This is a genomic window from Bacillus mycoides (assembly GCF_001757995.1).
GTDB classification, from domain to species: Bacteria; Bacillota; Bacilli; order Bacillales; family Bacillaceae_G; genus Bacillus_A; species Bacillus_A mycoides_B.
This window is the reverse complement of record NZ_LXLV01000060.1, coordinates 1-23,748: the sequence shown is the minus strand read 5'-3', so window position 1 is coordinate 23,748 and position 23,748 is coordinate 1. Positions and strand designations below refer to the sequence as shown.

The window sequence follows — 23,748 nt, the reverse complement described above, 5'->3', positions numbered from 1 at the left end:
ATCCAGCTTATCCTATAGCAGTTGAAGAATTGAGAAAAGAACAAAAGATGCCATTAGGCATCCAACTAAGGCAAGTGAAATATCTCAATAACATAGTGGAACAAGATCATCGGTTTATTAAAAAGCGAGTTCGTTCGATGTTAGGATTGAAATCCTTTCGCACAGCTACATCCATTATTTCTGGAATAGAAGCTATGCATATGGTAAAAAAAGGGCAACTTATTTTACTGGACAAGTCCGTGCAAAATCAAGTGAAGTTCATCCATCAACTATTTGGAATTGTTGCTTAAGACTAGATTCCACTAGGAAACTTTGCGCCTCTTTATATCTTTCCTAAGTATTTGCACCAGAACCCCATAAACCTGCATTATTAATGTAGAATTTTGATGTCGGCTCTTTATTTACTAAAATAGCAAGTTAGTGAATAAATTGTTCATATTTTTTCGGGAGGAGGTTAAGCAATGAGAGCACCGTATCAAGTATTGATATTTCCTTATATAAAAACTGATAATTCCATTCAATATGCCATTTTTAATCGAAGTGATTATGGTTATTGGCAAGGAATAGCTGGTGGTGGAGAAGATGGTGAGACTCCTATTGAATCAGCAAAACGGGAAGCGTTTGAAGAGGCTGGTATTATAAGAGAATGTCCATATATAAAACTAGATTCTGTGTCTTCACTACCAGTAGAGGATGTAGTTGGTGGATTTCTTTGGGGAGAAGATGTTTATGTAATAAAAGAATTTTCTTTTGGAGTTAAAGTTCCTACAAAAAATATTGAATTATCCAAAGAACACTTCAATTATAAATGGCTATGCTTTGAGGAAGCAATAACGCTTTTGAAATGGGATAGTAACAAAACAGCATTGTGGGAATTAAACAAAAGGCTGTTAAAACAATTAAAGTGTTAGTTAACAAAGCCGATAGTGGAGCGAGAATTAAACAATTTAAAAAAACTTTGCTTACATTACATATGTAGCAAAGTTTTTTTCTTAGCGTACGATATTCGCGTTATGTTGGCGGGACCCCTACAAGATGAATACATGTTCAAAAAGATAAAAACCTAAGTTTAATTGAACATTGATTTGTTTACACACTTTATGAACATGGTTATAACTAGGGGTACCGCCACATCGCTATCAAGCTAAGCTTATGCAAAGTCAATTTTAGTCGAGATTGTTTCTTTTTTCTAAAGGGCAAGTGTAGGAGATTGAAAGATTTGCATACGAAATAAACCCTAACGGATTTCATTTTTTTGAATTAAGCGGCTTGATTATCAGACAGGGTACAATTGTAAACGACACCTAATATATCGAAGACTGTTTTTTTCTCATATCGATGAGATTTCCGCCCGTTTTGCTGTAGGAGATTGAACAGGCGAAGTAACACCTTTGATAGCTCTTGTGTGTTTTTTTGTATAGTTTGGAATAGAAGTAGAAAATAGTCTTTAATCATATATATGGCTTTATACTCACTTAGCTCTCGTTTTTTCTTTATGAGGAGCAATTGGCGCATTTGAAACATGATAGAAGAACAGAGTAGAATGGCAATCAATTGACCATATAAATGGCACTCCAATCGTTCTGGTTTTATCTTTTTACAATGATGAATTTGAAAGAATGACTTCCACGTTTTAAATAAAATTTCGATTTGCCAACGCAAAGAATACCAGTCATGTACCTGCCCCATAGGGACAATATCTGTAGGGGTGTTTGTCATATATACATTGATACCACTGAGTCGTTTACTACGAGGAGAATACTTCATTCCTTTCTTTTTTTCTCTTACAGCTTGATCTTGTAATCGTTTTTGTTGCTGTTGTTTTGTTAATCGATGAACAATTACACGAGCTGGCACTTTATCAATCATACCTACATATGCATCAGCTATTTCACATGTTTGTCCTGGTTGAAGAGAGTTCATTACCGTCTCCATATCTAACTGAATGTATTGCGTACTCTTCTTTATTCGTCCATCTCGGAAGTAATCTGGGTTAGGATTTTTCTGATAAATACGTGTATTGGATTTAATACGAGAGATATAGTAAGCTTTGCTATCGTGTATATGTTGAAGATCCTTGAGGTGAAAATAGCCTAAATCTCGGATACACAAATCATTCGCTTTCACAGTCGGGACGCACAAAGAACCGTAGGTTCGATCATGTTGTTTACCTGGTCCTGTATGAACGTGGAGGAACTGTCCACTTAAAAGGTCATATTCAAGTTGAATTTTTATACCAGCCTTATGGCTACAACCTCCTGCACCTGGATAAACCGATGAAAATACATCTGGAAGTTGAAATGCAGTTGAATCTAAAATACGAATACGCTTGAAAATAGAAGTATAGGGAGAAGAAAACAACCTAGATGAAGATAATTTTCGGTTCAGAAGTTTAGCTAATACTTGTTGTAGAAATTGCACGGCTGTGGCATTAAATCGTTGATTCAGTCCTTCAGGACTGATGAGCACTTCTGTTGATGCTTCTAAACAGCTACATAAATGAGTTAAAGAGGTTTTAGCGACATTTTGACTGATCCATACACATAAAGCGACTAAATCTTTTGCTTGGTACTTACTGGTTCTTTGTACAAAACCAACATTTCTAGCAAGATCTCGTAAGAAATTTGGAGATAAAAAGTTTTGAATCTCTTGAGCAAATAGTTGTAATTCATCCGATACAGAAATAGACATACAAAAAACGCCATCCTTTCCTATGATTCTACAGAAAGGATAACGCCTTTTTTGCTTTAAAGGTAGTGCAAAAAATTAGCTTTATAGCGATGGAACAGAATCCCTATAAAGATTTTTAATGTAATAAAATACGTTTATGTTACTATTGGATATTTCATCTCCTATTCCTTTGCTAAATGCCATTTAATGATATGTCCAGCGTGTGTAAGACCTCCTCCAAACCCATAGAGTAAGAGAGTGTCCCCTTTTTTCACCTTTCCTTCATTCATACCTATGTCTAATGCTAATGGAATGGAGACAGAAGAAGTATTTCCCATGTATGTTACACTTGTTAACGTTTTATCCAGTGGGAAACCTGATTTTTCACATATAGATTCAATCATTCGTAAATTAGCACTATGTGGAACAAACCAGTTCACCTCTTCCAGTTGTAACTCTGCTTGACATAACAATTCTTTAATACCAATTGGTAGTGTCCGTGCTGCCCACTTATATACTTCTCTTCCATTTTGAACTATCTTCCCATGTGTTCTTAAAGGATTTCCAAACATGGTAGTAGATAAATTTTTACGATATACATGCATACCTCCTTCCCCATTTGTCCCGATATGGGTAGCTATAAAGCTAGACTCTTCTTCATCTTTCTCTACTAAAACAGCTGCGGCTCCATCTCCAAATAAGATACATGTAGTTCGATCTGTATAGTCTGTAATCTTAGATAAGGTTTCTGTCGTTACAATTAAAATCTTGCGATGAAGGCCAGATGTAATTAAACCATTCGCCAGATGTAATCCATATGTAAAACCAGCACAAGTCGCATTGAAATCAACAGCACCTGTATGTTGAATATTAAAATACTCTTGTATTTGGCAGGCTACACTTGGAAAAGTGTAGTCAGGCGTAGTTGTTGAAACGAGAATACAATCCACGTCGACAAGACTTTTATGATAACGTTCCACTAAGTTTTCAATAGCTTTAAAAGCTAATGTAGAGGCATATTCGTTATCACCAGTAATTCTTCTTTCCTTCATCCCAGTTCTTTGTACAATCCATGCATCATTTGTATCTACTAATTTTTCTAAATCATCATTGGTCAGCTTTTTTTCAGGTACATAGGTACCAATAGCTGTAATTCTTGCTTTTGATTGCATACATTTATCCCCCTTTACTATTTTAATACTTAGTTATATAATCAAATAATAGTACCAGATACTAATTATTGTCAATATTCGAACATTTTACTTTTGGAAATTAAACTAACTAAAATATCTAGCTATGGTATAAAGGAGAGACATTCATGCTCAATATTCAACAAATTGAAGAAATTATTCCCCATCGTTATCCCCTTTTATTAATTGATCGGATCATTGAAGTAGAAGAAGGAAAGCGTGCAGTTTAGATCCAAAATGTTGTAACTAAAGAAGGATTTTTACTAGTCATTTTTCTGACTATTCAGTCATGCGCGTCGTCCTTATTGTAGATGCCCTTTTAACATGAATAAATAAGTGGAAGTTTATTGAAAAATTTTCTGGAGAAGAACAATGCTAAAACCCTGTATTGATGTAGAAAAAAAGAAATTCAGAATAATGTAAAGGGAGAAGAGTGATGATTGATATTTTAAAGATTTTTGCGGCCTTAGTTTTGGGTTACCTTTTAGGAAGCCTTAATACAGCGGTGATTGTAGGGAAAATATACGGCAAGGACATAAGAAGCCATGGAAGCAAAAGCGCCGGGCTTACCAATACTCTGAGGGTACTTGGGAAATCTGCTGCGGTGTTTGTTCTTGCGGGAGATATATTAAAAGGGGTAATTGCCTGTTATATTGGCTTGTTCCTTAGCGTTTACTTTTATTCGGGAGAGGCTAAAGATTGCGTAAGCCTTTTAGCGGCGGGCGCAGGGGCGGTTATAGGGCATAACTGGCCGGTATATTTTGGGTTTAAAGGAGGCAAGGGAGCACTTACAGCAGTGGCTGTACTGTTTATGGTTGACTGGGTTATGGCCCTTTTATGCCTTGGCTTTTTTGTGATAATAGTAGCTTTAACCCGTTATGTCTCTTTAGGTACAATATGTGCTACATTGCTTGTCGCGGTCATTTCATTTATTCCTGTTTTTGGGAATACCTTATATTTTTATATATTTGCATTCCTCATGGCGTTTATGGTTATTTTCAGGCATATGGAAAATATACAAAGGCTGCTTTTAGGAACAGAAAATAAACTTATTTTTCCACGGCGTTGAGCATGTCGTCAAAATAGAAAAAAATTGGGGTTAGTTAACCGTTTAAGGGGGACGGCAACGATTCTTTACTTTTGGAGCCACTCAAGAAAAATGTACTTTATAATCCTATTTTTGGTATATCTCCTACCTTAGTAGCAATAAAGGGTTAATATAAGTCATCACATCATGCGTAAATATTAACGTACACATTGAATAGAAGAAATTAAAAAATACGTTATCCTTTCCTATGATTCTACAGAAAGAATAGCGTATTTTTTATTTTAGGGGGTATTTTGTTTTATTAGCTTGATAGCGATGTGGTGCTACCCCACATCCATCAACTTAAGAATTTTATAACTCCCAAAAAAATTATATATTTTCATCTGGAGATGTCAATTTTCTCATTTTGGGGTATTTGCTTTTCTTAGCTTGATGGGCATATGTCATACCTCTAATACAGTGAAAAAAGGACATCTCGCCAGGTACTCCTAGCAAGTTTGTCCTTTTATATTCTTCTATCAATGAAACTATTAGTTTACTCCTACGTCATTCCAAGCTTTTTGCACAGCTTGATATGTGGCACTATTAACGCCGTCGTAATCAGCAGCAGATTGTAATAAAGCAGCACGTGCTTCGCTGAAATCACTTTTTTCTGTAAGGTACGTTGTTAAAGCACGGTAATAGATTTTTTCTGCTTTTTCTTTACCAATAGCATTGATTGTTAAATAAGCAGCTTTATTTGGAATACCGCTATTGATATGTACGCCGCCATTGTCTCCTTCTTCTGTTTCTGGTAAATATTGATAGTTATTCATATGAGTAGGTTGGCCATACTTTTCAGGATTTGATAAGCTGCGAAGTGCATCTCCTGCAACTTTTGGCGTATATACAGTTTCTCCTAAATCCCAGTTGGTTGGATCAACAAAATATCCAAATACATCAGAAAAAGATTCATTTAGTGCCCCGGATTGACTTAAGTACTCAAGATTAGCTGATTTTTCAGTTACCGCATGTGTTAGTTCGTGTGCAACAACATCAAGCGAACCTGACAGCGGTGCGAATTCAACACCATCACCATCTCCATAAATCATTTGTTGTCCATTCCAGAATGCATTATTGTAGTTGGTTCCGAAATTGATTCCAGAACGAATCGTTGCACCATTTCCGTCAAAACTATTGCGGTTATGAACATTTTTATAATAATCATATACTTTTCCTGCATTAAAATGAGCATCAACTGCAGGACCTTGGCTCTTATCTACCCAAGCATTATCTGCATCGAATAGAGAGTAATTAGTTGGAGCTTGCCAATTTGTGGCATTTTTTACTGTATTTGTAACGATGAAGCCGCCGTTCATCGGCTTTGTTGTATCTTTTAAATAGTATTTTCCATATTGACTGCTGTAAGTTGTATTCAGGCTTTTTCGATCCCCAAGTACGCCGTTACCATAGCCTTTTTGCGGAGTATCTGCATCTGTAACTGCATTATATGACTTTACAATTGTTCCATCTGCTGCGTTTACATAGATTTGCCAGTTTGCTCCATAAGGTTTTAAGAATTGTAATTGTACTTTATAAGCTAAGTAATAATTCCCGTCTTTTTCATAAATAACTAAATCTGCTTTTTCATTTGTAGAGTTTGCTTGTTCTTTTATTTGTTCTAACGAAGTCCCATTTGTTTCTACCAATGTATCTTTTTTTGCTAGATTAATATGTTTCCATGCACTTGAAAGGGCAGTTTCTTTTGAAATCTTTGCCTTTGTATTTCCTTTCATACGGTCAGCAGCAGCGGGATGTACGTCTCCGTTTACTGTTGTTACTTTTCCATCACGATTTGTATGTACAATGAAACGTGCCCCATCAACTGGAACTTTATTAATAGATTGAATGTACACATAATGTTTCATTCCTAAATCATCTGACTTTACTTCTTTCAGTGTTAAGTCAGTTTGTGGGTTGATTTTAAATAATTCTTTATTTTCTTCAAGGAACGATTTTACTGCTTTTTCTGAAGCTACCTTTTTATCAGATAGTTCACCTGAAAGGAAGGATGGATTTCCTTTTTCATCATTCCACTGTTTTTGAACGACTTCCATTTTGTTCAAAGCTTCTTGCTGTGATACTTGTTCGGCTGCAAAGGCACTTGAAAATGGAGCGCCTAAAACCATTCCGGTTGCTAGTAATGTAACGACGGATTTCTTCATTTTTTCTTCTCCTTTGTTTTTACATCCTGATATAAACAGAATATTTATATTTTTTAAAATTATATTTTCATATATATATTCTGTAAAGGTAGGGAATTGTAAAAAATGGGAGATTATTAAAATTATTCCGGTTTGTTTACTTATATTTTGGTTGTACAAGACCTTAAACTGTTGAGTTTTCTAGGTTTTCATAATGAATATGCAATTTCGCATATTATATAAATATAAATTGGGAAATAAAGATTTTATAAAAAATTCAAATGATGGTTTAAGCGAGAAGGGGAATCAAATATCATTTAATAATTAGTTAAGTACACAATTGAATTAAGGAATCACTCGCTACCTGTTGGCTTATTCATATACAAATAGTAGCAGAATCATTACCTGAAATGTTATGTTTTGATAGTTCCCTAGTAGGGGGCACCATACATCACCATCAACTTAAGAAAAAAAACACCCCCAAAACAAAAAAGAGCTGACTTTTCCAATCTTTTTTCAGATCAGAAGTGAGATTTTTTGTTTTGGGGGCGACTTGATTTCTTAGCTTGATGGGCATGGGGTACCGCCAGCATTTCGGAAAAAAACCACGCTAAGCAAAAAATAAAATAAGCTGCCCATATGGACAGCTTATTTACATAATTATCGTTATTGGAAGTCCGTTTTTCGCTTCACATCTTCCTATTTTTCAGTTGGTTCCCTTTGTTAATGAGTGGACGAATAAACCAGAAGAGAATGAGCATATAACCTACAATGACAAGTATAGACCAAGGTTCTCCTCTTTTGAGTTCGTCAATCAAATGTTCTGCTTCATTCTTTCCTTCGGGTCGTCCTATGCTATAAAGCAGTGAAACAAATGGAACAAGAAGAGCAGTCAAAACAACAGAAGCAGACAACCACTTCTCTTTTTTCTTAAATAAGTTGTACAGAGCTGTTACAAAAGCTAACAATAGAAAAGTATAATAAATACTCCAAAACCAAGTAGGAAGTGATTCAAAAGCCATTTGATTACACCCCTTTCTTATATAAGTGTAATTTTACACAAAATGAGTAATAAATGGAATATTTATCCTGAATGTATTAAAGGATATAAATGTATATTCTATACATATGAGGTTGACATAACGTCTCATTATCGGTAGCAAGGAAAAAGGAGGAACCCTACTCACACAAGGGAACCTCCTTTTTTCGTTCTATGGACCTATGCATTTTTTTATACATTCCTATTATGGCGCGGTTTTAGGTTTCTCGTTTGTTATTAGATTAGCCGAAAAACTGTATAAAATCTTGCATGCTTTTAGCGTGGGGTTTTTCCGAAATGCTGGCGGTAACCCTAAATAACGTATACAGTAAAACACCGAGTACCCAGCTTACAAATAGTAGATAACCCGCTCGATTTTCTGAATAAAAAATAATTTCAATTCGGTGATTTTAATGTGGTAATATATATTGAACTCTTTAAGAAGTTATTTTTCATCTTAGTATTTAGGAGGATTTATGAGTAATCAAAATAATAATGAAACACCGAATAAAACAGCGGGCTTAGTAATAATTCTAGGACTGTTTTTACCACTTTTCCTACCTGCATTTTTAATGCTAGCATTAGGAAAATGGATGCCAGATGAAATTGTATATCCTGGAGCAATTTCATTATTCCTTTTATCTATCGGATTATTCCTCGTTGCGACTATTTTTACTAAGATTTTAAGTGTATGTGGACTGACTGAGCAAAAGCTAGACGAATTAGGATTTTTAGGATTTACAATTTCAGTAGTTACATCATTCTTAGCTACTTATGTTGGATATTTTGGAATCGCAAAAATCGGATTAACTTCGGTACAGTTATCACCTCATGGTATTTTAATTGTAGCTATTGTGTCCACAATCATTTTAACTATTTTATTAAAAGTACTGGAAAAATTCGATACTGATACAAATATATAATATATAAACATAAGACCACCGATTTAATGAATCGGTGGTTTTTATCCAAATAAAAGATATCGAACGAATTCGTTCGATTGATTCTACAGAAAGAATAGCGTATTTTTTCATTTTAGGGGGTATTTTTTTGGTTAGCTTGATAGCGATGTGGCGAGACCCCAATACATTCTAATACCTCTAATGATTCATGTGTGGTATATAAATAATCAATATCATAACTTTTATCTTTTACTCTAGGATATGAAGCTATCATTTTTCTCTCACGGTCTTGTTTTAATCCACACTTTTCTCCACAATCCCTCCATCTTTTTCTTAATAAAGTAGTCTCATCATAATAACATACCTTTCCGCATTTACACTGGCATTGGTATTTCTTGTAAGACTTCCAATTTTGTATGAATCTATCATAAACATCTACAGACTCAAAATTATTATCAGAAATTATTTCCCCATTTATAAACCTTTGCTTTTTTTGTTCTAGGTCTGCAATTTTCTTTTTAGCAACTTCTTCTTGATATACTTCAAAACCACCGATTATAGTAAAACATCCATGTTTCTTTCCAATAGGCAATACGCTGTCCATGTATTTCAAGCCTCCCCATTTATAATATAGACACTAACGATCTATCGAATACTTATGTATTATATAACATCCATTTACCATTTTAATAACATCCATGTGCCATCTTTCTCTGGTAATCGATGTGGTGCTACCCTATTGCCATCAACTTAAGAAATGTATTCTTCTTTAAAATGAAAAAATACGCCATCCTTTCCTATGATTCTACAGAAACAACTTTTTTAACTTTATACAAAAGAGCTTTTTCTTTGTCCCTATGTTTTTTCATTTTCCTTATAGAATCCTTATAATTGTCGTTTATTCTATACTCACAATATACGAGGAGGAAGATTAGAATGAATGAGATTATGTTAGAAACAAAAAATCTTTGCAAAACATTTCGAAAGCAAAGTGTGGTACAAAATATTTCGCTTTCTGTACCGAAACATTCAATCTATGGATTGTTAGGTCCTAATGGGGCAGGGAAATCGACCGCTTTGAAAATGATAACGGGCATGCTTACGCCTACTTCTGGTGAGATTCATTTTGATGGTCATAGATGGACGCGGCACGATTTACATTCTATTGGAGCTTTAATTGAGTCACCTCCGCTTTATGAAAATTTAACAGCAAGAGAAAATTTGCTCGTTCGTACGACTGCTTTAGGATTGCCGAAGTCAAGAATTGATGAGGTATTGAGTGTTGTAGAGCTAGAGAATACAGGTAAGAAAAAAGCAGGGAAATTTTCGATGGGAATGAAGCAGCGATTGGGAATTGCCATTGCATTACTGAATCATCCGAAGCTTTTAATATTAGACGAACCAATGAATGGACTGGATCCTTTTGGCATACAGGAATTAAGAGAATTGATTCTTTCTTTCCCTAGTAAAGGAATTACTGTCATTTTATCCAGTCATATTTTAAGCGAAGTAAGCCAGGTTGCAAATCATGTTGGGATTATATCGAACGGTGTATTGGGGTATCAAGGAGAATTGAATAAGAATACTGATTTGGAAAGCTTATTTATACAAGTGGCGGGAAAATATAGAAGGGAGGCATAAGAAGTGATTCCATATCTTGTATCTGAAAAAATCAAAATCAGACATACTTTTTTAAATAAACTTATCTGGCTAGCTCCATTAGCTCCGATGCTGCTTGCTTTTTTATTATCGGGGGATTATTTTCAACTATCTAGTTACAACTGGTGGTACACTACTATTCTTCCTGGAATGCTTTCTTTAAGTTGTGTACTTCTTGCCGAGAAGGATAAAAGAATGAATAATCGGGCTATTTTACCTTTACCCATTTCATTAAAACAAGTATGGATTTCTAAAATATTATTGGTTTTAGGAATTTTGATCTGTTCCTGCATGATTTTTTTCTGTGGCATACAGTTATCTAGTTTACTAGTAAATAAAGATAATTTCCAAATAATCCCTGTGATGAATGTGTTATTAGGAAGCATTGTTTTGATCGTTACTTTTATGTGGCAAATTCCTATATGTTTGTTTTTAGGTAACAAGATAGGTCTATTTCCGACAATTCTATTAAATATGGGAGCAAATGTATTTTTAGGAATTCTATTTGCAACAAAAAGTATGTGGTGGATGAATCCATTCACATATCCAAGCAGACTCATGATTCCGATTGTAAAAATACTACCGAATGGTTTGTATGCAAAACCAGAGAGTGTAACGTTTACGCCAGAACTTCTTTCCTATTCTGTTATACTGCCAGGCGTGGTCATTTCGGTAGTGTTGTTCCTTTTGTTCACTTATATGACAACAAAATGGTTTGAAAAGCAGGAGGCAAACTAAAATGGGAGTTTTACCAAGGGTATTAAGAGCTGATTTTCTCAAGATGAAGAGTACGATTTTTTTCTGGATACACATAGCGATGCCAATTATCGGGATTGTTCTGTTTTTAAGTTATTACTCCTTTTCAAAACTTGATTCTATGAGTAAGGTTCCAGGCTATATACAAGTATTATCAATAGCTTTTCCGCTCTTAATTAGTGTTGTATGTTCTTTTGTTGTGGAACAGGAAGCGTTGGCCGGGAATTTTAAAGAACTTTTATCAACAGAATACGGGAGGCGGAAAGTATTTATTAGTAAAGTTTGTTTACTGCTAATATGCGGATTTTGTTCTACTATATTGGCAGTCTTTGGGTTTGCGGCAGGTTTTCATTTTGTGCTAGGGCAGAATGAATTTCCACTGTCTGTCTATGTTGAGATTTCTTTCGTCCTTTTTGGATGTCAAATCTTTATGTATCTATTTCATCTGTTCCTAAGCTTTCGCTTTAGTAAAGGTGCTTCCATTGGGATTGGCATTATAGAAAGTTTACTGGCAGCTTTAATGCTTACCGGACTGGGGGATGTGATTTGGAAATACATTCCGTGTGCGTGGGGGATGAGATTGAGTAGTAGTTTTTTTGCATACAGATTGAATCCAGATTCGTTTCATGCTTTACAAGTAGATACTCAAATGGGAGTAGTTATGTGTATTTGCTTAACGATCATTGCATTTGTTATGTCACTTATATGGTTTTCCTTTTATGAAGGGCGCAAAGAAATGTAAACACATTTTGTAAAAACATCATTATAATGGAAGGTGGAGGAGGGGACCTGTATGGCAAAAATATTAGCAATTGATGATGAAGAAGGCATTCTTTATATTATAAAAAGCGCTTTAGAGAAAGAAGGACATGAGGTAACTGCCGTTAGTAATCCTCTTACAATTTCAAAGAACAAATTTTGTCATTATGATTTAATTCTATTAGATGTCATGATGCCGGAAGTAGATGGATTTACACTCTGTCAGGAGATCCGAAACTTGGTAGATAGTCCTATTGTCTTTCTAACTGCTAAAACAATGGAAAAGGATCTGATCACAGGGCTTAGTCTTGGCGGAGATGATTATATTACAAAACCTTTTGGAATTGGTGAACTGCGTGCAAGAGTGTCAGCACATGTAAGACGTGAACATAGAGAAAAACAAAATGCCTTTTTTCTGTCAGGTCTTACATTTAATCTATCATGTAAAGAAGTAAGGTATGACGATACAGTTATCCCGTTTACGAAAAGCGAGTATGGAATTTGTGAATATTTAGCTCTGAATCACGGTCAAGTATTTTCAAGAGAAAAGATTTATGAAAATGTTTTTGGATATGATGGCGACAGTGACAATCAAGTCATTGTGGAACATATTAAAAATATTCGCTATAAATTATCTAAGTATGGCATGAATCCAATAGAAACAGTGTGGGGAATCGGATATAAATGGAAAAGGTAAAAAAACAAATAAATCTTCGCAAAATTTTCATACGGTATATTTTCGTATTTTCAATAGGGACAATTGCTTTAGTCATTTTTCATCTTAGCTTGTTCAGTATTGGAGTTAACACGGGGATGATTCTTCCGGCAAATTATTATGAGAAACAGATTGAATCGCAAAGAGACGCCATAGTAAAAGCAGAACAGGGCGATGATCGGATTTTAAAACAATATAAATATGCTGTGTATGACTTTTCAGGAAACATCATTCAAGGGAATATTCATAAAAATGATGCGAGGAAAATATGGGATAACGTACAGAACAACGAAATAGGTGGCGATGGATACTACTATGCAGTTATAAAACGAAATAAAAATATTTGTGTCGTTTTATATACTTTGCATACGAGTTATAAAAATCCTGTGTTGCAGAAGTATTTACCAATCCCGGACATTTCTTTGATTTTCTCTTTTATTCTATTATTTGTTGCAGAAGTGTTATTTCTATCTCGTTCTTTTGGCAAATCATTGTCAAAAGAAATGCTGATTTTGAAAAAGGTAACGGATAAAATTCAAAAAGAAGATTTAGATTTTCAAGTAGAGCAATCTAGAATAATAGAAGTGAATGAAATATTAGATTCCTTAGTAAAAATGAAAGAAGAACTGAACGATTCCTTACGTAAACAGTGGGAGATGGAAACGAATAGAAGAGAACAAATTGCTGCTTTAGCACATGATGTCAAAACGCCATTAACGATATTGAGAGGGAATGCCGAGTTGTTAAATGAATTCATGCTGGATTCGCATCAGGGGAAATGTAATGAGCATATTTTGAAAAGTGTTGCTGAAATGGAGATGTATATGAAATCTTTGCTCGACATTACGAAATGTGAGGAAGTTACTTCACTTCAATTTAAGCAAATAGAGCTTCAAAACTTTATTGATGATCTAATAGAAGAAAGTGCAATTTGTGCTTTGGACAAACAGTTACATGTAATGAAAGAGGTTAAGGATATACCGAATTTTATTTATGCTGATGAGGTTGCTTTAAAAAGGGCCATTATGAATGTGATGATGAATGCCATTGAATATTCCCCGGTAAATGGTGATTTACTGTTCACAGTTGAGACTAGTAATAGTAAGGTCCAGTTCATTATCGAGGATGCAGGAAGAGGATTTACAAAGGAAGAAATGAGTTTAGCTACAGAGCAATTTTTTAGAGGCGATAAAAGTAGAAACTCAAAACATCATCATGGAATCGGACTATATATTGCGAAAAACTTTGCAAAGCAGCATAGTGGAAATATTTACTTAAGTAATTCAGAAAAGCTGTGCGGTGCAAAAGTTGTTTTGGAAATATCAGTGTAGAAGGGAGGATAGACGAGGCTTTGTCTATTTCATAATAGATGAGATTTTATAGAGAATGTGTGCGAATATGTGGCTCTATGGGCTATTTTACTTTGAGTTTGTGAAATAGAAAACACAAATTTTCCATTTAGGGGGTACTTTAAAATCTTAGCTTGATAGCGATGGGGTAGCACCACATCGCTATCAAGCTAAAGATTTATTGCAACCCCTAGAACGAAATTTTTAGGATTTCTTGTAATAAAAAAGGATATTTTATTATTTTGACTGTCTGTATATAACTTTTCCATGATTTATAAAACCATCTTACGAAACCGCCTCCTATTACAGAGCTTGCCCTATATATTGGGAAATCTAATTTGGAATGTACCTAACTTAACCCTTTAGTATATAATAGTATTTAGAAAATAAAGGAAAAGATCTGTTTTTAATTATAGCCCTAAATATTTCTCAGTGTGTATTAGTATATTGAGTATATAAAGAAGGACTAATCAAATTATAGATAGGGAGAAAATTAAATTGAAAGTGTTTAATAAACAAGTAATTCGTTTTATTATAGTGGGATGTACAAATACCCTGAATTATTACATATTCTATCTTTTATTAAGTCAATTAATAGGGTTAAATTATTTATCAGCACATATTATTGCTACTGGAATAGGCATAATAGGTTCTTTTTTTCTGAATACGTACTTTACTTACAAAACAAAACCGACTTTAAAGAAATTTTTACAATTCCCACTAACATATGCCGTTAACTTTGTAGTTACAACAGTCGGCATTTATATTTTAGTTGACTTAGTAGGTTTAAATGAAATAATTTCACCTTTCCTAGCATCAATGACTGCGATACCTTTTACATATATTTTATCGAAAAAAATATTAGTTACGAAATCCGAAAGAATAGTATAAAGAGAAATTGACAGAGGAAGCAAAATTTTTATACCTAATGAAACATGTAATGGATGAACTGACTGCGGATTTAGAGTTGAATAATAGTAAAGGCTGGTCTCTTAGAAAACGGCTTTTAAAATGCTAATTAACAATATATTCCTATGGGTCAACATATATGTCCATCAAAATAAACAATAAAAATACCCTCTAAAATGAAAAAATGCGCTATTCTTTCTGTAGAATCATAGGAAAGGATGGCGTTTTTGTATGTCTATTTCTGTATCTGATGAATTACAACTATTTGCTCAAGAAATTCAAAACTCTTTATCTCCAAATTTCTTACGAGATCTTGCTAGAGATGTTGGTTTTGTACAACGAACCAGTAAGTACCAAGCAAAAGATTTAGTCGCTTTATGTGTATGGATTAGTCAAAATGTCGCTAAAACCTCTTTAACTCAGTTATGTAGCTGTTTAGAAGCATCAACAGAAGTGCTCATCAGTCCTGAAGGACTGAATCAAAGATTTAATGCCACAGCCGTGCAATTTCTACAACAAGTGTTAGCCGAACTTCTCAACCAAAAGTTATCTTCAACTAAGCTGTTCTCTTCTCCATACACTTCTATTTTCAAGCGTATTCGTATCCTAGATTCAACTGCATTTCAACTTCCCGATGTATTTTCATCTGTTTATCCAGGTGCAGGAGGATGCAGCCATACAGCGGGGGTGAAGATTCAGCTTGAGTATGATCTATTAAGTGGACAGTTCCTACATATGCATACAGGTCCAGGTAAACAACATGATCGAACCTATGGTTCTCTGTGTGTCCCAACTGTGAAAGCGAATGATTTATGTATCCGAGATTTAGGTTATTTTCACTTGAAAGATCTTCAACATATACAAGATAAAAGGGCTTACTATATCTCTCGTATTAAATCAAATACACGTATTTATCAAAAAATCCCACCCCTGATTATTTTCAAGATGGAAGAATCAAGAAAGGTACAGAGTATATACAGATAGATATGGAGGTCTTAATGAACTCTCTTCAACCAGGACAAACATGTGAAGTATCCGACGCTTATGTAGGAATGACTGATAAAGTACCAACTCGTGTGATTGTTCATCGGCTAACAAAAGAACAACAACAAAAACGATTACAAGATCAAATTGTAAGAGAAAAAAAGAAAGGAATGAAGTATTCTCCTCGTAGTAAACGACTCAGTGGTATCAATGTATATATGACAAACACCCCCACAGATACTGTCCCGATGGGACAAGTACATGATTGGTATTCTTTACGTTGGCAAATCGAAATTTTATTTAAAACGTGGAAGTCATTCTTTCAAATTCATCAGTGTAAAAAGATAAAACGAGAAAGATGGGAGTGCCATTTGTATGGACAATTGATTTCCATTCTACTCTGTTCTTCTATCATGTTTCAAATGCGGCAATTACTTCTTATGAAAAAGAAACGAGAATTGAGTGAGTATAAGGCCATATATATGATTAAAGATTATTTTCTTCTTCTTTTCCAAGCTATACAGAAAGACACCCAAGAGCTATCAAAGGTTTTACTTCGCCTGTTCAACCTCCTACAGCAAAACGGACGGAAATCTCATCGATATGAGAAAAAAACGGTCTTTGATATATTAGGTGTCGTTTACAATTGTACCCTGTCTGATAATCAAGCCGCTTAATTCAAAAAAGCGAAACCCGTTAGGGTTTATTTCGTATGCAAATTTTCAAATTACCTACACTTGCCCTTTAGAAAAAAGAAACAACCTCTACTATAATTGACGTTGTATGAGCTTAGCTGGATAGCGATGGGGTCTCGCCAACAAAACGCGAATTTCGTACGCTAAGGGATTTTTAAGTTAAAAAACTTGAGTTTACCGTACGCTAAGAGAATTCCATAAACGATATTTACTCTTTGTTACGGCACTTTGTTTTTGGTAATGAGTTTTGGAACAGGATTTTGAACATATTTCTGTTAGTTTCGTTAGACCTCAATAAAGTACCTTAAACGATCGTTTTTGGAACGATTTTTTTAGCTACCCCTTGAATGTTTACTTCTTTCATTAGCCTCGATGAAATGATTGAAAATTCTTAAAATGTAATATATACTTTTATTATCTAGAGAAAAGGGAGATAAGCCTATGTTAACGAGCATTGCAGTAGATGTTTTAAAAAAACTAAAGGAACAAAAAAACGTCGCAAGGGTACAGTAAAATAACCCTTACTGCATACCCCTGCGTATTAATTGGGGGATATTAATTTGATTAAGCAATATAGTAAAAGATTTTTAACAGGTAATAAAGTCACTCTACGAAAAATAACAAAAGAGGATTACGGAAACTACTATAACATTGAAGATGTAATGGAGAGCCGGTTATTAATGAATGATGGAATACCATTTCCTCCTACTGAGAGTGACCATGAAAAATTTCTTAATGAAATAAGTTCTGATAAAGAGGATTACATGTTTGGTATTGAACTTAAAGATGAAAAAATCTTTATTGGGACAATAGCTGTTTACTTGGTGAACTGGAAAAATGGTACTTGTCACGTTGGCGTTTCAATAGGTCCTGAATATCAAGGGAAAGGTTATGGAACTGATTCAATGCAAATACTGGTTGACTTTATTTTCAATTATATGAATGTAAATAAAGTCAAGCTCCAAGTGTTTAGTTACAACAAAAGAGCTATCGCTTCTTATGAAAAATGCGGATTTTCCGTAGAAGGGACTTTAAAAGAAGAATTATTTAGGTTCGGTAGTTACCATGACATTCATATTATGGGGTTACTTAGAAAAGATTGGGAAAACGAGAAAGCTTAAATGATACTTCAAAAGGCAGACCAGTAAAATCGTCTGCCTTTTATTTGTTTTATCGAACGAACACTTTAATAAAATAAGATAAGGAACTCCTAATTATCTTCTTCGATACGATAGAATTGCTTGTTCCACGACTTGTGTTTTTAAGAATCAAGCTCGATTGTACCTTAGCGTACGAAATTCGCGTTTTGTTGGTGCTACCCCATGCCCATCAACCTAACAGAACAGGTTGCCCCATTTCCATTAACTTAAGAAAACAAGTTATCCCCAAAAAGAGAAAAATAAACCTCGATGCTATAAAAACACAAAATTTCCATTTAGGGGGTACTTTAAAATCTTAGCTTGATGGGTATGTGTTATACCCCCTCTTTTATTTTAGCGCTTTCAACTTTTTATCTACTTCAAGTAGTAATTTAGAAACTTTCTCCATTTTTTCTGAACCTTTCTGAACTAAATCCTCGGCTTTCAAGTTTAATCCTTGCGCTATTAAAAGCGTACCAGCCTTTGCTTCATACATAGCGTCTTTTACAGTGTTTTGTACGTCTGCATACTTCTCGCCAGGGTCTAATTCGATTAACTTATCTGCTGTCTTTTTCAGATGTTCAGACTTCTCTATGTATTCAGGTGCTTTATCATGTACTGTCTTGTCGTTATTTAAGACATCACTTAATTCTAATGCTTGTTTCGTTAGGTCTTCTAGTAAAGCGTTTAATTTACCCTTGTACTCTTTCTCTGCTTTAGTTTCTGACACTTTTTGATTGTCTGATTTTTCTTTTCCTTTTGATACTTCTTGACTATCCGCTTCCGCTACTTGCAGACTATCAGTCTTCTTATCTTCTGCAACGTCTTTATTTGAACATCCTACCCCTGCTACTAACATAATTGGTAACGCTACTGCTAATAGTTTCCGTTTCATTGTTATATACCCCTTTGTTTGTGATCCTTGTTTCTTTGCTTTCATTTTGAATACCCTTTAATATATTGTTTCTTGTATGTAAACAGGCTACCTTTTGACCAGTAACCTGTTACAACCTATTGTTTACATTACTTCGTTCTGTTCCAAGTACCTTTATAATGGCTTATACTATATTATTTACGTTTTTGTACATCTATTCTGTTACCTTTTCCGTCTACCATGTTTAAGTAACCCTCAAAGAAGATTTCTAGCGTATAGTCTACTGACCCGTTTAATTGACTTGTATCCATCTTTTGACCGTCTTTTACATACTCACCAATAGTCATTGTGAATTGTTTCGAGTCTGGTTTGTAAGACCATCTACCTGTCATATGATTGTCTTCGAATGATGTTTTACCTTTATCATCGAAAATCGTATATGTACCATCTTCTTTAAAGTCTAATGCCTTAACAAATTCAGAACCTTCGATGTGACCCCATTCACCTACAAACTCTTTACTGTCTTTCGGGAACTCTGAAGGTTTCTCATTCTTTTGCTGTTCCTCTAATTTCTTCGCTGATGCTTTTGTTAATGCATCAGATAGTGTGTCGCCATACCCCTCATTTATATAATCATTACCTTTTAGTACTAAGTCTTTTGACTTCTGTGTCTTTTCTTTCGTTATAGAATTACTTTTTGCTGACTTAACTATGAGTGTAAAGGATTCACTATAACAGTCTACTCCTTTTAAGATTGTCTCATGTTCTTTCTCAAACTCTTTTGGTGGTTCAATCTTATGGAATTTAGATATGATACCTTGTATTTCAGTTTCTTTTTCATACAGTTCTTTGTTTAATTTATGAATGTCATTGCTCTTATCTTTCGTTTGAGCCGCTAATTGCATAAAGTTATTCAGTTCGTACTCTAAATCACTTTTTAACTTATACATGTGGTCAGGGTAGTCTTCTTTCGACATCTTTTCCTTTACTACCTTTTCCTTCGTCTCTGACTTAGCTTCTACTTTATCTTTTGCTTTCGTCTCTGTTTTATCTGTAGCACAACCTCCCATCAACATAATTGGAAGTGCTAACGTTATAAGTTTCTTTGCTTTCATTATGTATACTCCTTCTTAACAGTATTGTAATTGACTAACATATGGAACTGTAACATAAAATAAATAAACAAATATAAGCTCATTTTTTGTCCTTAAAGGAAATCCCTCTTTTTTTTTCGTATTTTCATTTAATGAAAAGTAATTCTCCAAATAAAATAAAAGAACTTGTAACAGGCCCCGCTACAAGTTCTTTTAGCTAAATATTTTAGCTCATCAAAACAAAATATACATTCTACACAATCGGGGTAATTCCTAAAATATGGTTTGTTAACATCATTATATAACATAATATAGAATTTTTGTTAGAAATTCTATATTCTTAGATAAATTGCACTCCACTTTCTTACTTGTTTTTATTTAGGGGTTCAGCCGCATCGCCATCAAGCTAAGAAAAGCAAATACCCCAAAACGAAAAAATGAGCTTTTTTGGTACAAGTTAGTCCAAAATTTCGTTCTGGGGGTACTATAAAATTTTAGCTTGATGGGAATGTATGGTAATCCTTATTAGTTCAGCAATGACACACATTATCCGTCACAAATAACCAGAAATAGACTGTAAATTTAAATTTACAGAAAAAATTTGATGAAATATATTCTTCTGTTTTTTCGACATGATTAGACAAACCATTCCATCTTAATATAATATTTTATGATATGCGAGGTGGAAAATATGCAAAGTAAAGAAGAAATGATAGAGCTTTCGTTAACGGAAGGATTAATTATACCGGCTGCGATATTATGTGGTGAAGGTCATGAAGAGGAGAAAGGACAGGTTTTTTCTGACCTACCATTTGAATATTAATAGGGAGACTATCCCTAGTGCTATCAAACTAACGAAAATATGAAAGTTTTTAACTACATTAAAAAGAGAGTATTTCGGTTCTAAAGCAAGGTTTTTAAACTTAAAGAACTGCATTGAGAATGGTCGAATAATATGAAACTATTAATAATTTCTGTAATTCATTGTGCGTTTTTATTTGTATATTCATTCCTTGTATTGCTGTTAATTTAAAATAAAGAACGATAATTTATAAAATAGTGTGAGAACAACGATTTACTAAGTAAGGGTAAATGAAAATCTTCTTTTTCTACAGGTAATTACTTTGAGAAGTCAGCTCATTTTTTCGTTTTGGGGATATTTATTTCCCTTAAGTTGATGGGCATGTGGCGGCACCCCATGCCCATCAACCTAATATTTTGGAGTACCCCAAAACAAAAATTCCACCTCACTACAGTTGTCTATGAGAAATCAGTTCATTTTTTTGTTTTAGGGAACAATTAATTTCTAATACATGTCTTAATGCGAAAATGTGATATTTCGTTACCTCCCTATATGAAATATTGCATATAATAATGTATTGATAAAAATGTAAGCGCTTACTATAATAAAAGCATAAAGATAAATCACATCTTAGCATCAACAACAGAGGAGGAAATACTATGGCAATCGCAATGGCAGTTTTATCATTTGTATGTGGAGTACTTCCATTCGTTCAAGAACTTTTAAAAGCAGTAATGTAAGTTCATTATTTAGCAATTATTTATAAAAATTATCATACAAATGATCTGTATCTCAAAGATGAATTGATGTGCAGATCATTTGTGTGAGCAAGCTTTAGAAAAAAAAGAATCCAAAAGAAATAAGGGATTCTTTTTTCTATTTTCGTGATTCACATTTTTTCGCTTATGTAAATGAAAAACCCCTCAGAAAATTTGAAGGATTTTTCATTTCTAGATACATTGATTGCTGACAAAAAAGTCTTGCAACCGCATTATTTCTTTTCTAGTGTAACGGGAAGAGTAAACCAAAATTCACATCCTTGTTTTCCATCTGGACGATCCTGAACACCAATTTCTCCTTTATGCATTTCCACTAGTGATTTTGCAATAGCAAGTCCAAGTCCTGATCCTCCAGATTGTGAACTTCTTGATGGGTCTGTTCTGAAAAAGCGTTCAAATATACGTAATTGTTCATTATAGGAAATCCCTTCCCCTTCATCACGCAAAGTGAATATAACTTGCTGTTTCTGATTATTTTTCTCTACAATTAACTCGATTTTGCCACATGTAGGAGAATGACGAATCGCATTATGTAACAAATTATTAATAACTCGTGCTATTTTACATGGCATAATCCAAAGTTTTGGCAATGTATCAGAAACACGTAATTGCAAATCAATCTCTTTACCTTTCAATAGGATAGCGTGTGAATCTATTACTTTTAATAGAATGCTATCTACATGTGTTAAACTTGGATGAAATGCTACTTGTCCAAGTTCTAACTTAGAAAGCTCAAATAAATCATTAATTAATCCACTTAATCGTTGTATTTCGTTTAGGATTGTCGTTAGATATTGTTGTTTCATATCAGCATCTTCAATTAAACCATCCTGTAACGCTTCTATCATCAATTGTATGCTAGCAAGAGGAGTTCGTAAGTCATGCGAAATATTCGCAATTAGCTCAGTACGTTCTTTTTCTCCTTTTTCTAACTTAGTAAAGCTTTCTTCTAATTTTTGTGCCATTTCTTGAAAAGCTGTGGCTAATTCTTTAAACTCTTCTGGTTCTTTCCCTATTATGTACATCGTTTCAAAATGTCTATCACTAAATTGTTTGGTTAATGCAATTAAATTTTGGATTGATTTCATAATAGGACGTGTCATTAGCCAGTAAATAATCGTTGAAATAGTTAGTGCTACAATCACGATTACTGTAAATAACCGTGTCTGTTCTGGTCTAAGTAACATTTGCCTTTCGCTATACCAGATAGAGATTAACATAATACCCGTACTTAATAAATTCATCAATAACAATTGAACCCGTAACTTCATATTTCATTTCCTCCATCTGGCTCAAAGCTATAACCTATGCCCCAAACTGTATGAATCCAACGATTCTTTGTTGTATGTTTCTCTAATTTCTCACGTAGGCGACTTACTAAAACTGTTACTGTATTTGTACACCCTTCATACTCGAAAGCCCAAATTTTTTCAAGAAGTTGAGATCTTGAAAATACTTGTCTTGGATGTTTTGCCATAGTATGAAGTACCTCAAATTCTTTCACTGTTAACTCAATTTCATGCCCACATACAAATACCCGTCTATTGGTTGGGTGAATCTCTAAATCTAGGAATCTTATTATTTCTGATACTGGTTCTTGTACTTGTATTGTTGCTTGATTGCCTCTTCGTAATAAAATTTGTACCCTTAATACTAATTCACGAGGCGAAAACGGCTTTGTTACATAATCATCCGCGCCTATTGTTAATCCCAGAATTCGATCTCTTTCTTCTCCCCTAGCAGTCAACATAATAATAGGAACATTAGAGTGTAGGCGAATTTCCTCACATAGTTCCCATCCATCTTTTTTCGGCATCATCAAATCTAAAACAATGAGATCTGGTTGATATTGCTGAAATAAATTCCAACCTTCTTCTCCGTCTACAGCGGTGTATACTTCATATCCTTCTCTTTCTAAGTACCGTTTGCATATTTCACGGATATTATCTTCATCTTCTATAATTGCAATTCTTGTTTTCATACATAAAATCTCCTCTGTTCCTTTATCAATAATAAAAGAAATTTTTTTTGATCCACTTATAATATTGTAAAATGTTTTTTCTAATTGTTAGTATTTTTATCATTTTAGCCAAGAAGACTCCTTCCTCAAGGAACGCGAAGTGAGTAGGTGGGAGATGAATTGGCTTCGAACAAGGGATGGCAGGAAGCCCTCTTAATTGTTCGACATACATAAATTGTTAC

Annotated in this window: 21 protein-coding genes and 2 pseudogenes; 14 read left to right on the top strand and 9 right to left on the bottom strand. The window is 34.1% G+C overall.

Annotated elements, in window-relative coordinates; all coding sequences use genetic code 11:
* Together BWGOE10_RS18320 and BWGOE10_RS18315 are read left to right on the top strand one after the other, a co-directional pair.
* A partial coding sequence (locus BWGOE10_RS18320; protein WP_131798978.1) for a DDE-type integrase/transposase/recombinase occupies nucleotides 1–290 on the top strand: 290 nt, incomplete at its 5' end.
* 171 nt (nucleotides 291–461) lie between these two features.
* A complete protein-coding gene (locus BWGOE10_RS18315) occupies nucleotides 462–911 on the top strand; it encodes an NUDIX hydrolase (RefSeq protein ID WP_070144494.1) in 450 nt (149 codons plus the stop codon).
* Between the two features lie 349 nt (nucleotides 912–1,260).
* Here the strand turns inward: BWGOE10_RS18315 and BWGOE10_RS18310 are convergent, their stop codons facing one another.
* Complete coding sequence (locus BWGOE10_RS18310) at nucleotides 1,261–2,691, bottom strand: IS4 family transposase (RefSeq protein WP_070144493.1); 1,431 nt, start codon at nucleotides 2,689–2,691, stop codon at nucleotides 1,261–1,263.
* Nucleotides 2,692–2,852: 161 nt separating this feature from the next.
* Entirely contained in the window at nucleotides 2,853–3,842 is a 990-nt protein-coding gene (locus BWGOE10_RS18305) for a ketoacyl-ACP synthase III (RefSeq protein ID WP_070144492.1), read from the bottom strand.
* 146 nt (nucleotides 3,843–3,988) lie between these two features.
* Here BWGOE10_RS18305 and BWGOE10_RS31855 point away from each other — a divergent pair.
* Together BWGOE10_RS31855 and plsY are read left to right on the top strand one after the other, a co-directional pair.
* Nucleotides 3,989–4,179 (top strand): annotated as a pseudogene (locus tag BWGOE10_RS31855) (3-hydroxyacyl-[acyl-carrier-protein] dehydratase FabZ); the annotation flags it as partial.
* 117 nt (nucleotides 4,180–4,296) lie between these two features.
* Nucleotides 4,297–4,929 (top strand): glycerol-3-phosphate 1-O-acyltransferase PlsY, encoded by a 633-nt coding sequence (gene plsY, locus BWGOE10_RS18295; protein WP_070144491.1) that lies wholly within the window; start codon nucleotides 4,297–4,299, stop codon nucleotides 4,927–4,929.
* Nucleotides 4,930–5,438: 509 nt separating this feature from the next.
* Here the strand turns inward: plsY and BWGOE10_RS18290 are convergent.
* Together BWGOE10_RS18290 and BWGOE10_RS18285 are read right to left on the bottom strand one after the other, a co-directional pair.
* Nucleotides 5,439–7,112 carry a M4 family metallopeptidase gene (locus BWGOE10_RS18290; RefSeq protein WP_070144490.1) on the bottom strand — a complete coding sequence of 558 codons (1,674 nt, stop codon included), beginning with the start codon at nucleotides 7,110–7,112 and terminating at the stop codon, nucleotides 5,439–5,441.
* A 668-nt stretch (nucleotides 7,113–7,780) separates the two neighbouring features.
* The gene (locus BWGOE10_RS18285) at nucleotides 7,781–8,113 is read right to left on the bottom strand and encodes a hypothetical protein (RefSeq protein ID WP_070144489.1); all 333 of its coding nucleotides are present in this window, start codon (nucleotides 8,111–8,113) and stop codon (nucleotides 7,781–7,783) included.
* 493 nt (nucleotides 8,114–8,606) lie between these two features.
* On the opposite strand from BWGOE10_RS18285, the gene BWGOE10_RS18280 reads away from it, so the two are divergent.
* Nucleotides 8,607–9,053 (top strand): hypothetical protein, encoded by a 447-nt coding sequence (locus BWGOE10_RS18280; protein ID WP_048517271.1) that lies wholly within the window; start codon nucleotides 8,607–8,609, stop codon nucleotides 9,051–9,053.
* Nucleotides 9,054–9,165: 112 nt separating this feature from the next.
* Here BWGOE10_RS18280 and BWGOE10_RS18275 read toward each other — a convergent pair whose 3' ends face one another.
* Complete coding sequence (locus tag BWGOE10_RS18275) at nucleotides 9,166–9,636, bottom strand: hypothetical protein (RefSeq protein WP_236735951.1); 471 nt, start codon at nucleotides 9,634–9,636, stop codon at nucleotides 9,166–9,168.
* A gap of 332 nt (nucleotides 9,637–9,968) precedes the next feature.
* Between BWGOE10_RS18275 and BWGOE10_RS18270 the strand changes: the two genes are divergently transcribed.
* The 8 genes and pseudogenes from BWGOE10_RS18270 (at nucleotide 9,969) to BWGOE10_RS18235 (ending at nucleotide 17,979) form a co-directional block, all read left to right on the top strand.
* Nucleotides 9,969–10,673, top strand: coding sequence for a lantibiotic protection ABC transporter ATP-binding protein (locus tag BWGOE10_RS18270; protein ID WP_070144488.1), 705 nt, complete (start codon nucleotides 9,969–9,971; stop codon nucleotides 10,671–10,673).
* Nucleotides 10,674–10,676: 3 nt separating this feature from the next.
* On the top strand, nucleotides 10,677–11,429 hold the full coding sequence (locus BWGOE10_RS18265) for a lantibiotic immunity ABC transporter MutE/EpiE family permease subunit (protein WP_070144487.1): 753 nt from the start codon (nucleotides 10,677–10,679) through the stop codon (nucleotides 11,427–11,429).
* Between the two features lies 1 nt (nucleotide 11,430).
* Nucleotides 11,431–12,189, top strand: coding sequence for a lantibiotic immunity ABC transporter MutG family permease subunit (locus tag BWGOE10_RS18260; protein ID WP_070144486.1), 759 nt, complete (start codon nucleotides 11,431–11,433; stop codon nucleotides 12,187–12,189).
* A gap of 51 nt (nucleotides 12,190–12,240) precedes the next feature.
* Nucleotides 12,241–12,903: a response regulator transcription factor gene (locus tag BWGOE10_RS18255; RefSeq protein WP_001062743.1), complete on the top strand. Its 663-nt coding sequence runs from the start codon at nucleotides 12,241–12,243 to the stop codon at nucleotides 12,901–12,903.
* Nucleotides 12,891–14,252, top strand: a complete 1,362-nt coding sequence (locus BWGOE10_RS18250; protein WP_070144485.1) for a sensor histidine kinase — start codon at nucleotides 12,891–12,893, stop codon at nucleotides 14,250–14,252. Before BWGOE10_RS18255 ends, BWGOE10_RS18250 begins: the two co-directional genes overlap by 13 nt.
* A 516-nt stretch (nucleotides 14,253–14,768) precedes the next feature.
* Nucleotides 14,769–15,161, top strand: coding sequence for a GtrA family protein (locus BWGOE10_RS18245; RefSeq protein WP_002199977.1), 393 nt, complete (start codon nucleotides 14,769–14,771; stop codon nucleotides 15,159–15,161).
* Nucleotides 15,162–15,410: 249 nt separating this feature from the next.
* A pseudogene (locus BWGOE10_RS18240) lies at nucleotides 15,411–16,840 on the top strand (IS4 family transposase).
* Nucleotides 16,841–17,418: 578 nt separating this feature from the next.
* The gene (locus BWGOE10_RS18235) at nucleotides 17,419–17,979 is read left to right on the top strand and encodes a GNAT family N-acetyltransferase (protein ID WP_081338182.1); all 561 of its coding nucleotides are present in this window, start codon (nucleotides 17,419–17,421) and stop codon (nucleotides 17,977–17,979) included.
* Nucleotides 17,980–18,346: 367 nt separating this feature from the next.
* Here BWGOE10_RS18235 and BWGOE10_RS18230 read toward each other — a convergent pair whose 3' ends face one another.
* Nucleotides 18,347–18,892 carry a DUF7018 domain-containing (lipo)protein gene (locus BWGOE10_RS18230; RefSeq protein WP_033732631.1) on the bottom strand — a complete coding sequence of 182 codons (546 nt, stop codon included), beginning with the start codon at nucleotides 18,890–18,892 and terminating at the stop codon, nucleotides 18,347–18,349.
* 173 nt (nucleotides 18,893–19,065) lie between these two features.
* Nucleotides 19,066–19,986, bottom strand: coding sequence for a DUF7018 domain-containing (lipo)protein (locus BWGOE10_RS18225; RefSeq protein WP_002205046.1), 921 nt, complete (start codon nucleotides 19,984–19,986; stop codon nucleotides 19,066–19,068).
* A 670-nt stretch (nucleotides 19,987–20,656) separates the two neighbouring features.
* Here BWGOE10_RS18225 and BWGOE10_RS33730 point away from each other — a divergent pair.
* Complete coding sequence (locus tag BWGOE10_RS33730; RefSeq protein WP_257149419.1) at nucleotides 20,657–20,788, top strand: hypothetical protein; 132 nt, start codon at nucleotides 20,657–20,659, stop codon at nucleotides 20,786–20,788.
* 970 nt (nucleotides 20,789–21,758) lie between these two features.
* On the opposite strand, the gene BWGOE10_RS18220 is transcribed toward BWGOE10_RS33730, so the two are convergent.
* Together BWGOE10_RS18220 and BWGOE10_RS18215 are read right to left on the bottom strand one after the other, a co-directional pair.
* A complete protein-coding gene (locus tag BWGOE10_RS18220) occupies nucleotides 21,759–22,817 on the bottom strand; it encodes a sensor histidine kinase (RefSeq protein ID WP_070144484.1) in 1,059 nt (352 codons plus the stop codon).
* Nucleotides 22,814–23,527, bottom strand: coding sequence for a response regulator transcription factor (locus BWGOE10_RS18215; protein ID WP_070144483.1), 714 nt, complete (start codon nucleotides 23,525–23,527; stop codon nucleotides 22,814–22,816). Before BWGOE10_RS18215 ends, BWGOE10_RS18220 begins: the two co-directional genes overlap by 4 nt.
* Between the last annotated feature and the right edge of the window lie 221 nt (nucleotides 23,528–23,748).

What these genes read in the sequence shown, in the direction of transcription:
- BWGOE10_RS18225 (WP_002205046.1), bottom strand. Translation starts at nt 19,986, where the DNA reads ATGAAAGCAAAGAAACTTATAACGTTAGCACTTCCAATTATGTTGATG.
- plsY (WP_070144491.1), top strand. Translation starts at nt 4,297, where the DNA reads ATGATTGATATTTTAAAGATTTTTGCGGCCTTAGTTTTGGGTTACCTT.
- BWGOE10_RS18315 (WP_070144494.1), top strand. Translation starts at nt 462, where the DNA reads ATGAGAGCACCGTATCAAGTATTGATATTTCCTTATATAAAAACTGAT.
- BWGOE10_RS18285 (WP_070144489.1), bottom strand. Translation starts at nt 8,113, where the DNA reads ATGGCTTTTGAATCACTTCCTACTTGGTTTTGGAGTATTTATTATACT.
- BWGOE10_RS18280 (WP_048517271.1), top strand. Translation starts at nt 8,607, where the DNA reads ATGAGTAATCAAAATAATAATGAAACACCGAATAAAACAGCGGGCTTA.
- BWGOE10_RS18215 (WP_070144483.1), bottom strand. Translation starts at nt 23,527, where the DNA reads ATGAAAACAAGAATTGCAATTATAGAAGATGAAGATAATATCCGTGAA.
- BWGOE10_RS18305 (WP_070144492.1), bottom strand. Translation starts at nt 3,842, where the DNA reads ATGCAATCAAAAGCAAGAATTACAGCTATTGGTACCTATGTACCTGAA.
- BWGOE10_RS18255 (WP_001062743.1), top strand. Translation starts at nt 12,241, where the DNA reads ATGGCAAAAATATTAGCAATTGATGATGAAGAAGGCATTCTTTATATT.
- BWGOE10_RS18220 (WP_070144484.1), bottom strand. Translation starts at nt 22,817, where the DNA reads ATGAAGTTACGGGTTCAATTGTTATTGATGAATTTATTAAGTACGGGT.
- BWGOE10_RS18260 (WP_070144486.1), top strand. Translation starts at nt 11,431, where the DNA reads ATGGGAGTTTTACCAAGGGTATTAAGAGCTGATTTTCTCAAGATGAAG.
- BWGOE10_RS18275 (WP_236735951.1), bottom strand. Translation starts at nt 9,636, where the DNA reads ATGGACAGCGTATTGCCTATTGGAAAGAAACATGGATGTTTTACTATA.
- BWGOE10_RS18230 (WP_033732631.1), bottom strand. Translation starts at nt 18,892, where the DNA reads ATGAAACGGAAACTATTAGCAGTAGCGTTACCAATTATGTTAGTAGCA.
- BWGOE10_RS18310 (WP_070144493.1), bottom strand. Translation starts at nt 2,691, where the DNA reads ATGTCTATTTCTGTATCGGATGAATTACAACTATTTGCTCAAGAGATT.
- BWGOE10_RS18290 (WP_070144490.1), bottom strand. Translation starts at nt 7,112, where the DNA reads ATGAAGAAATCCGTCGTTACATTACTAGCAACCGGAATGGTTTTAGGC.
- BWGOE10_RS33730 (WP_257149419.1), top strand. Translation starts at nt 20,657, where the DNA reads ATGCAAAGTAAAGAAGAAATGATAGAGCTTTCGTTAACGGAAGGATTA.
- BWGOE10_RS18250 (WP_070144485.1), top strand. Translation starts at nt 12,891, where the DNA reads ATGGAAAAGGTAAAAAAACAAATAAATCTTCGCAAAATTTTCATACGG.
- BWGOE10_RS18270 (WP_070144488.1), top strand. Translation starts at nt 9,969, where the DNA reads ATGAATGAGATTATGTTAGAAACAAAAAATCTTTGCAAAACATTTCGA.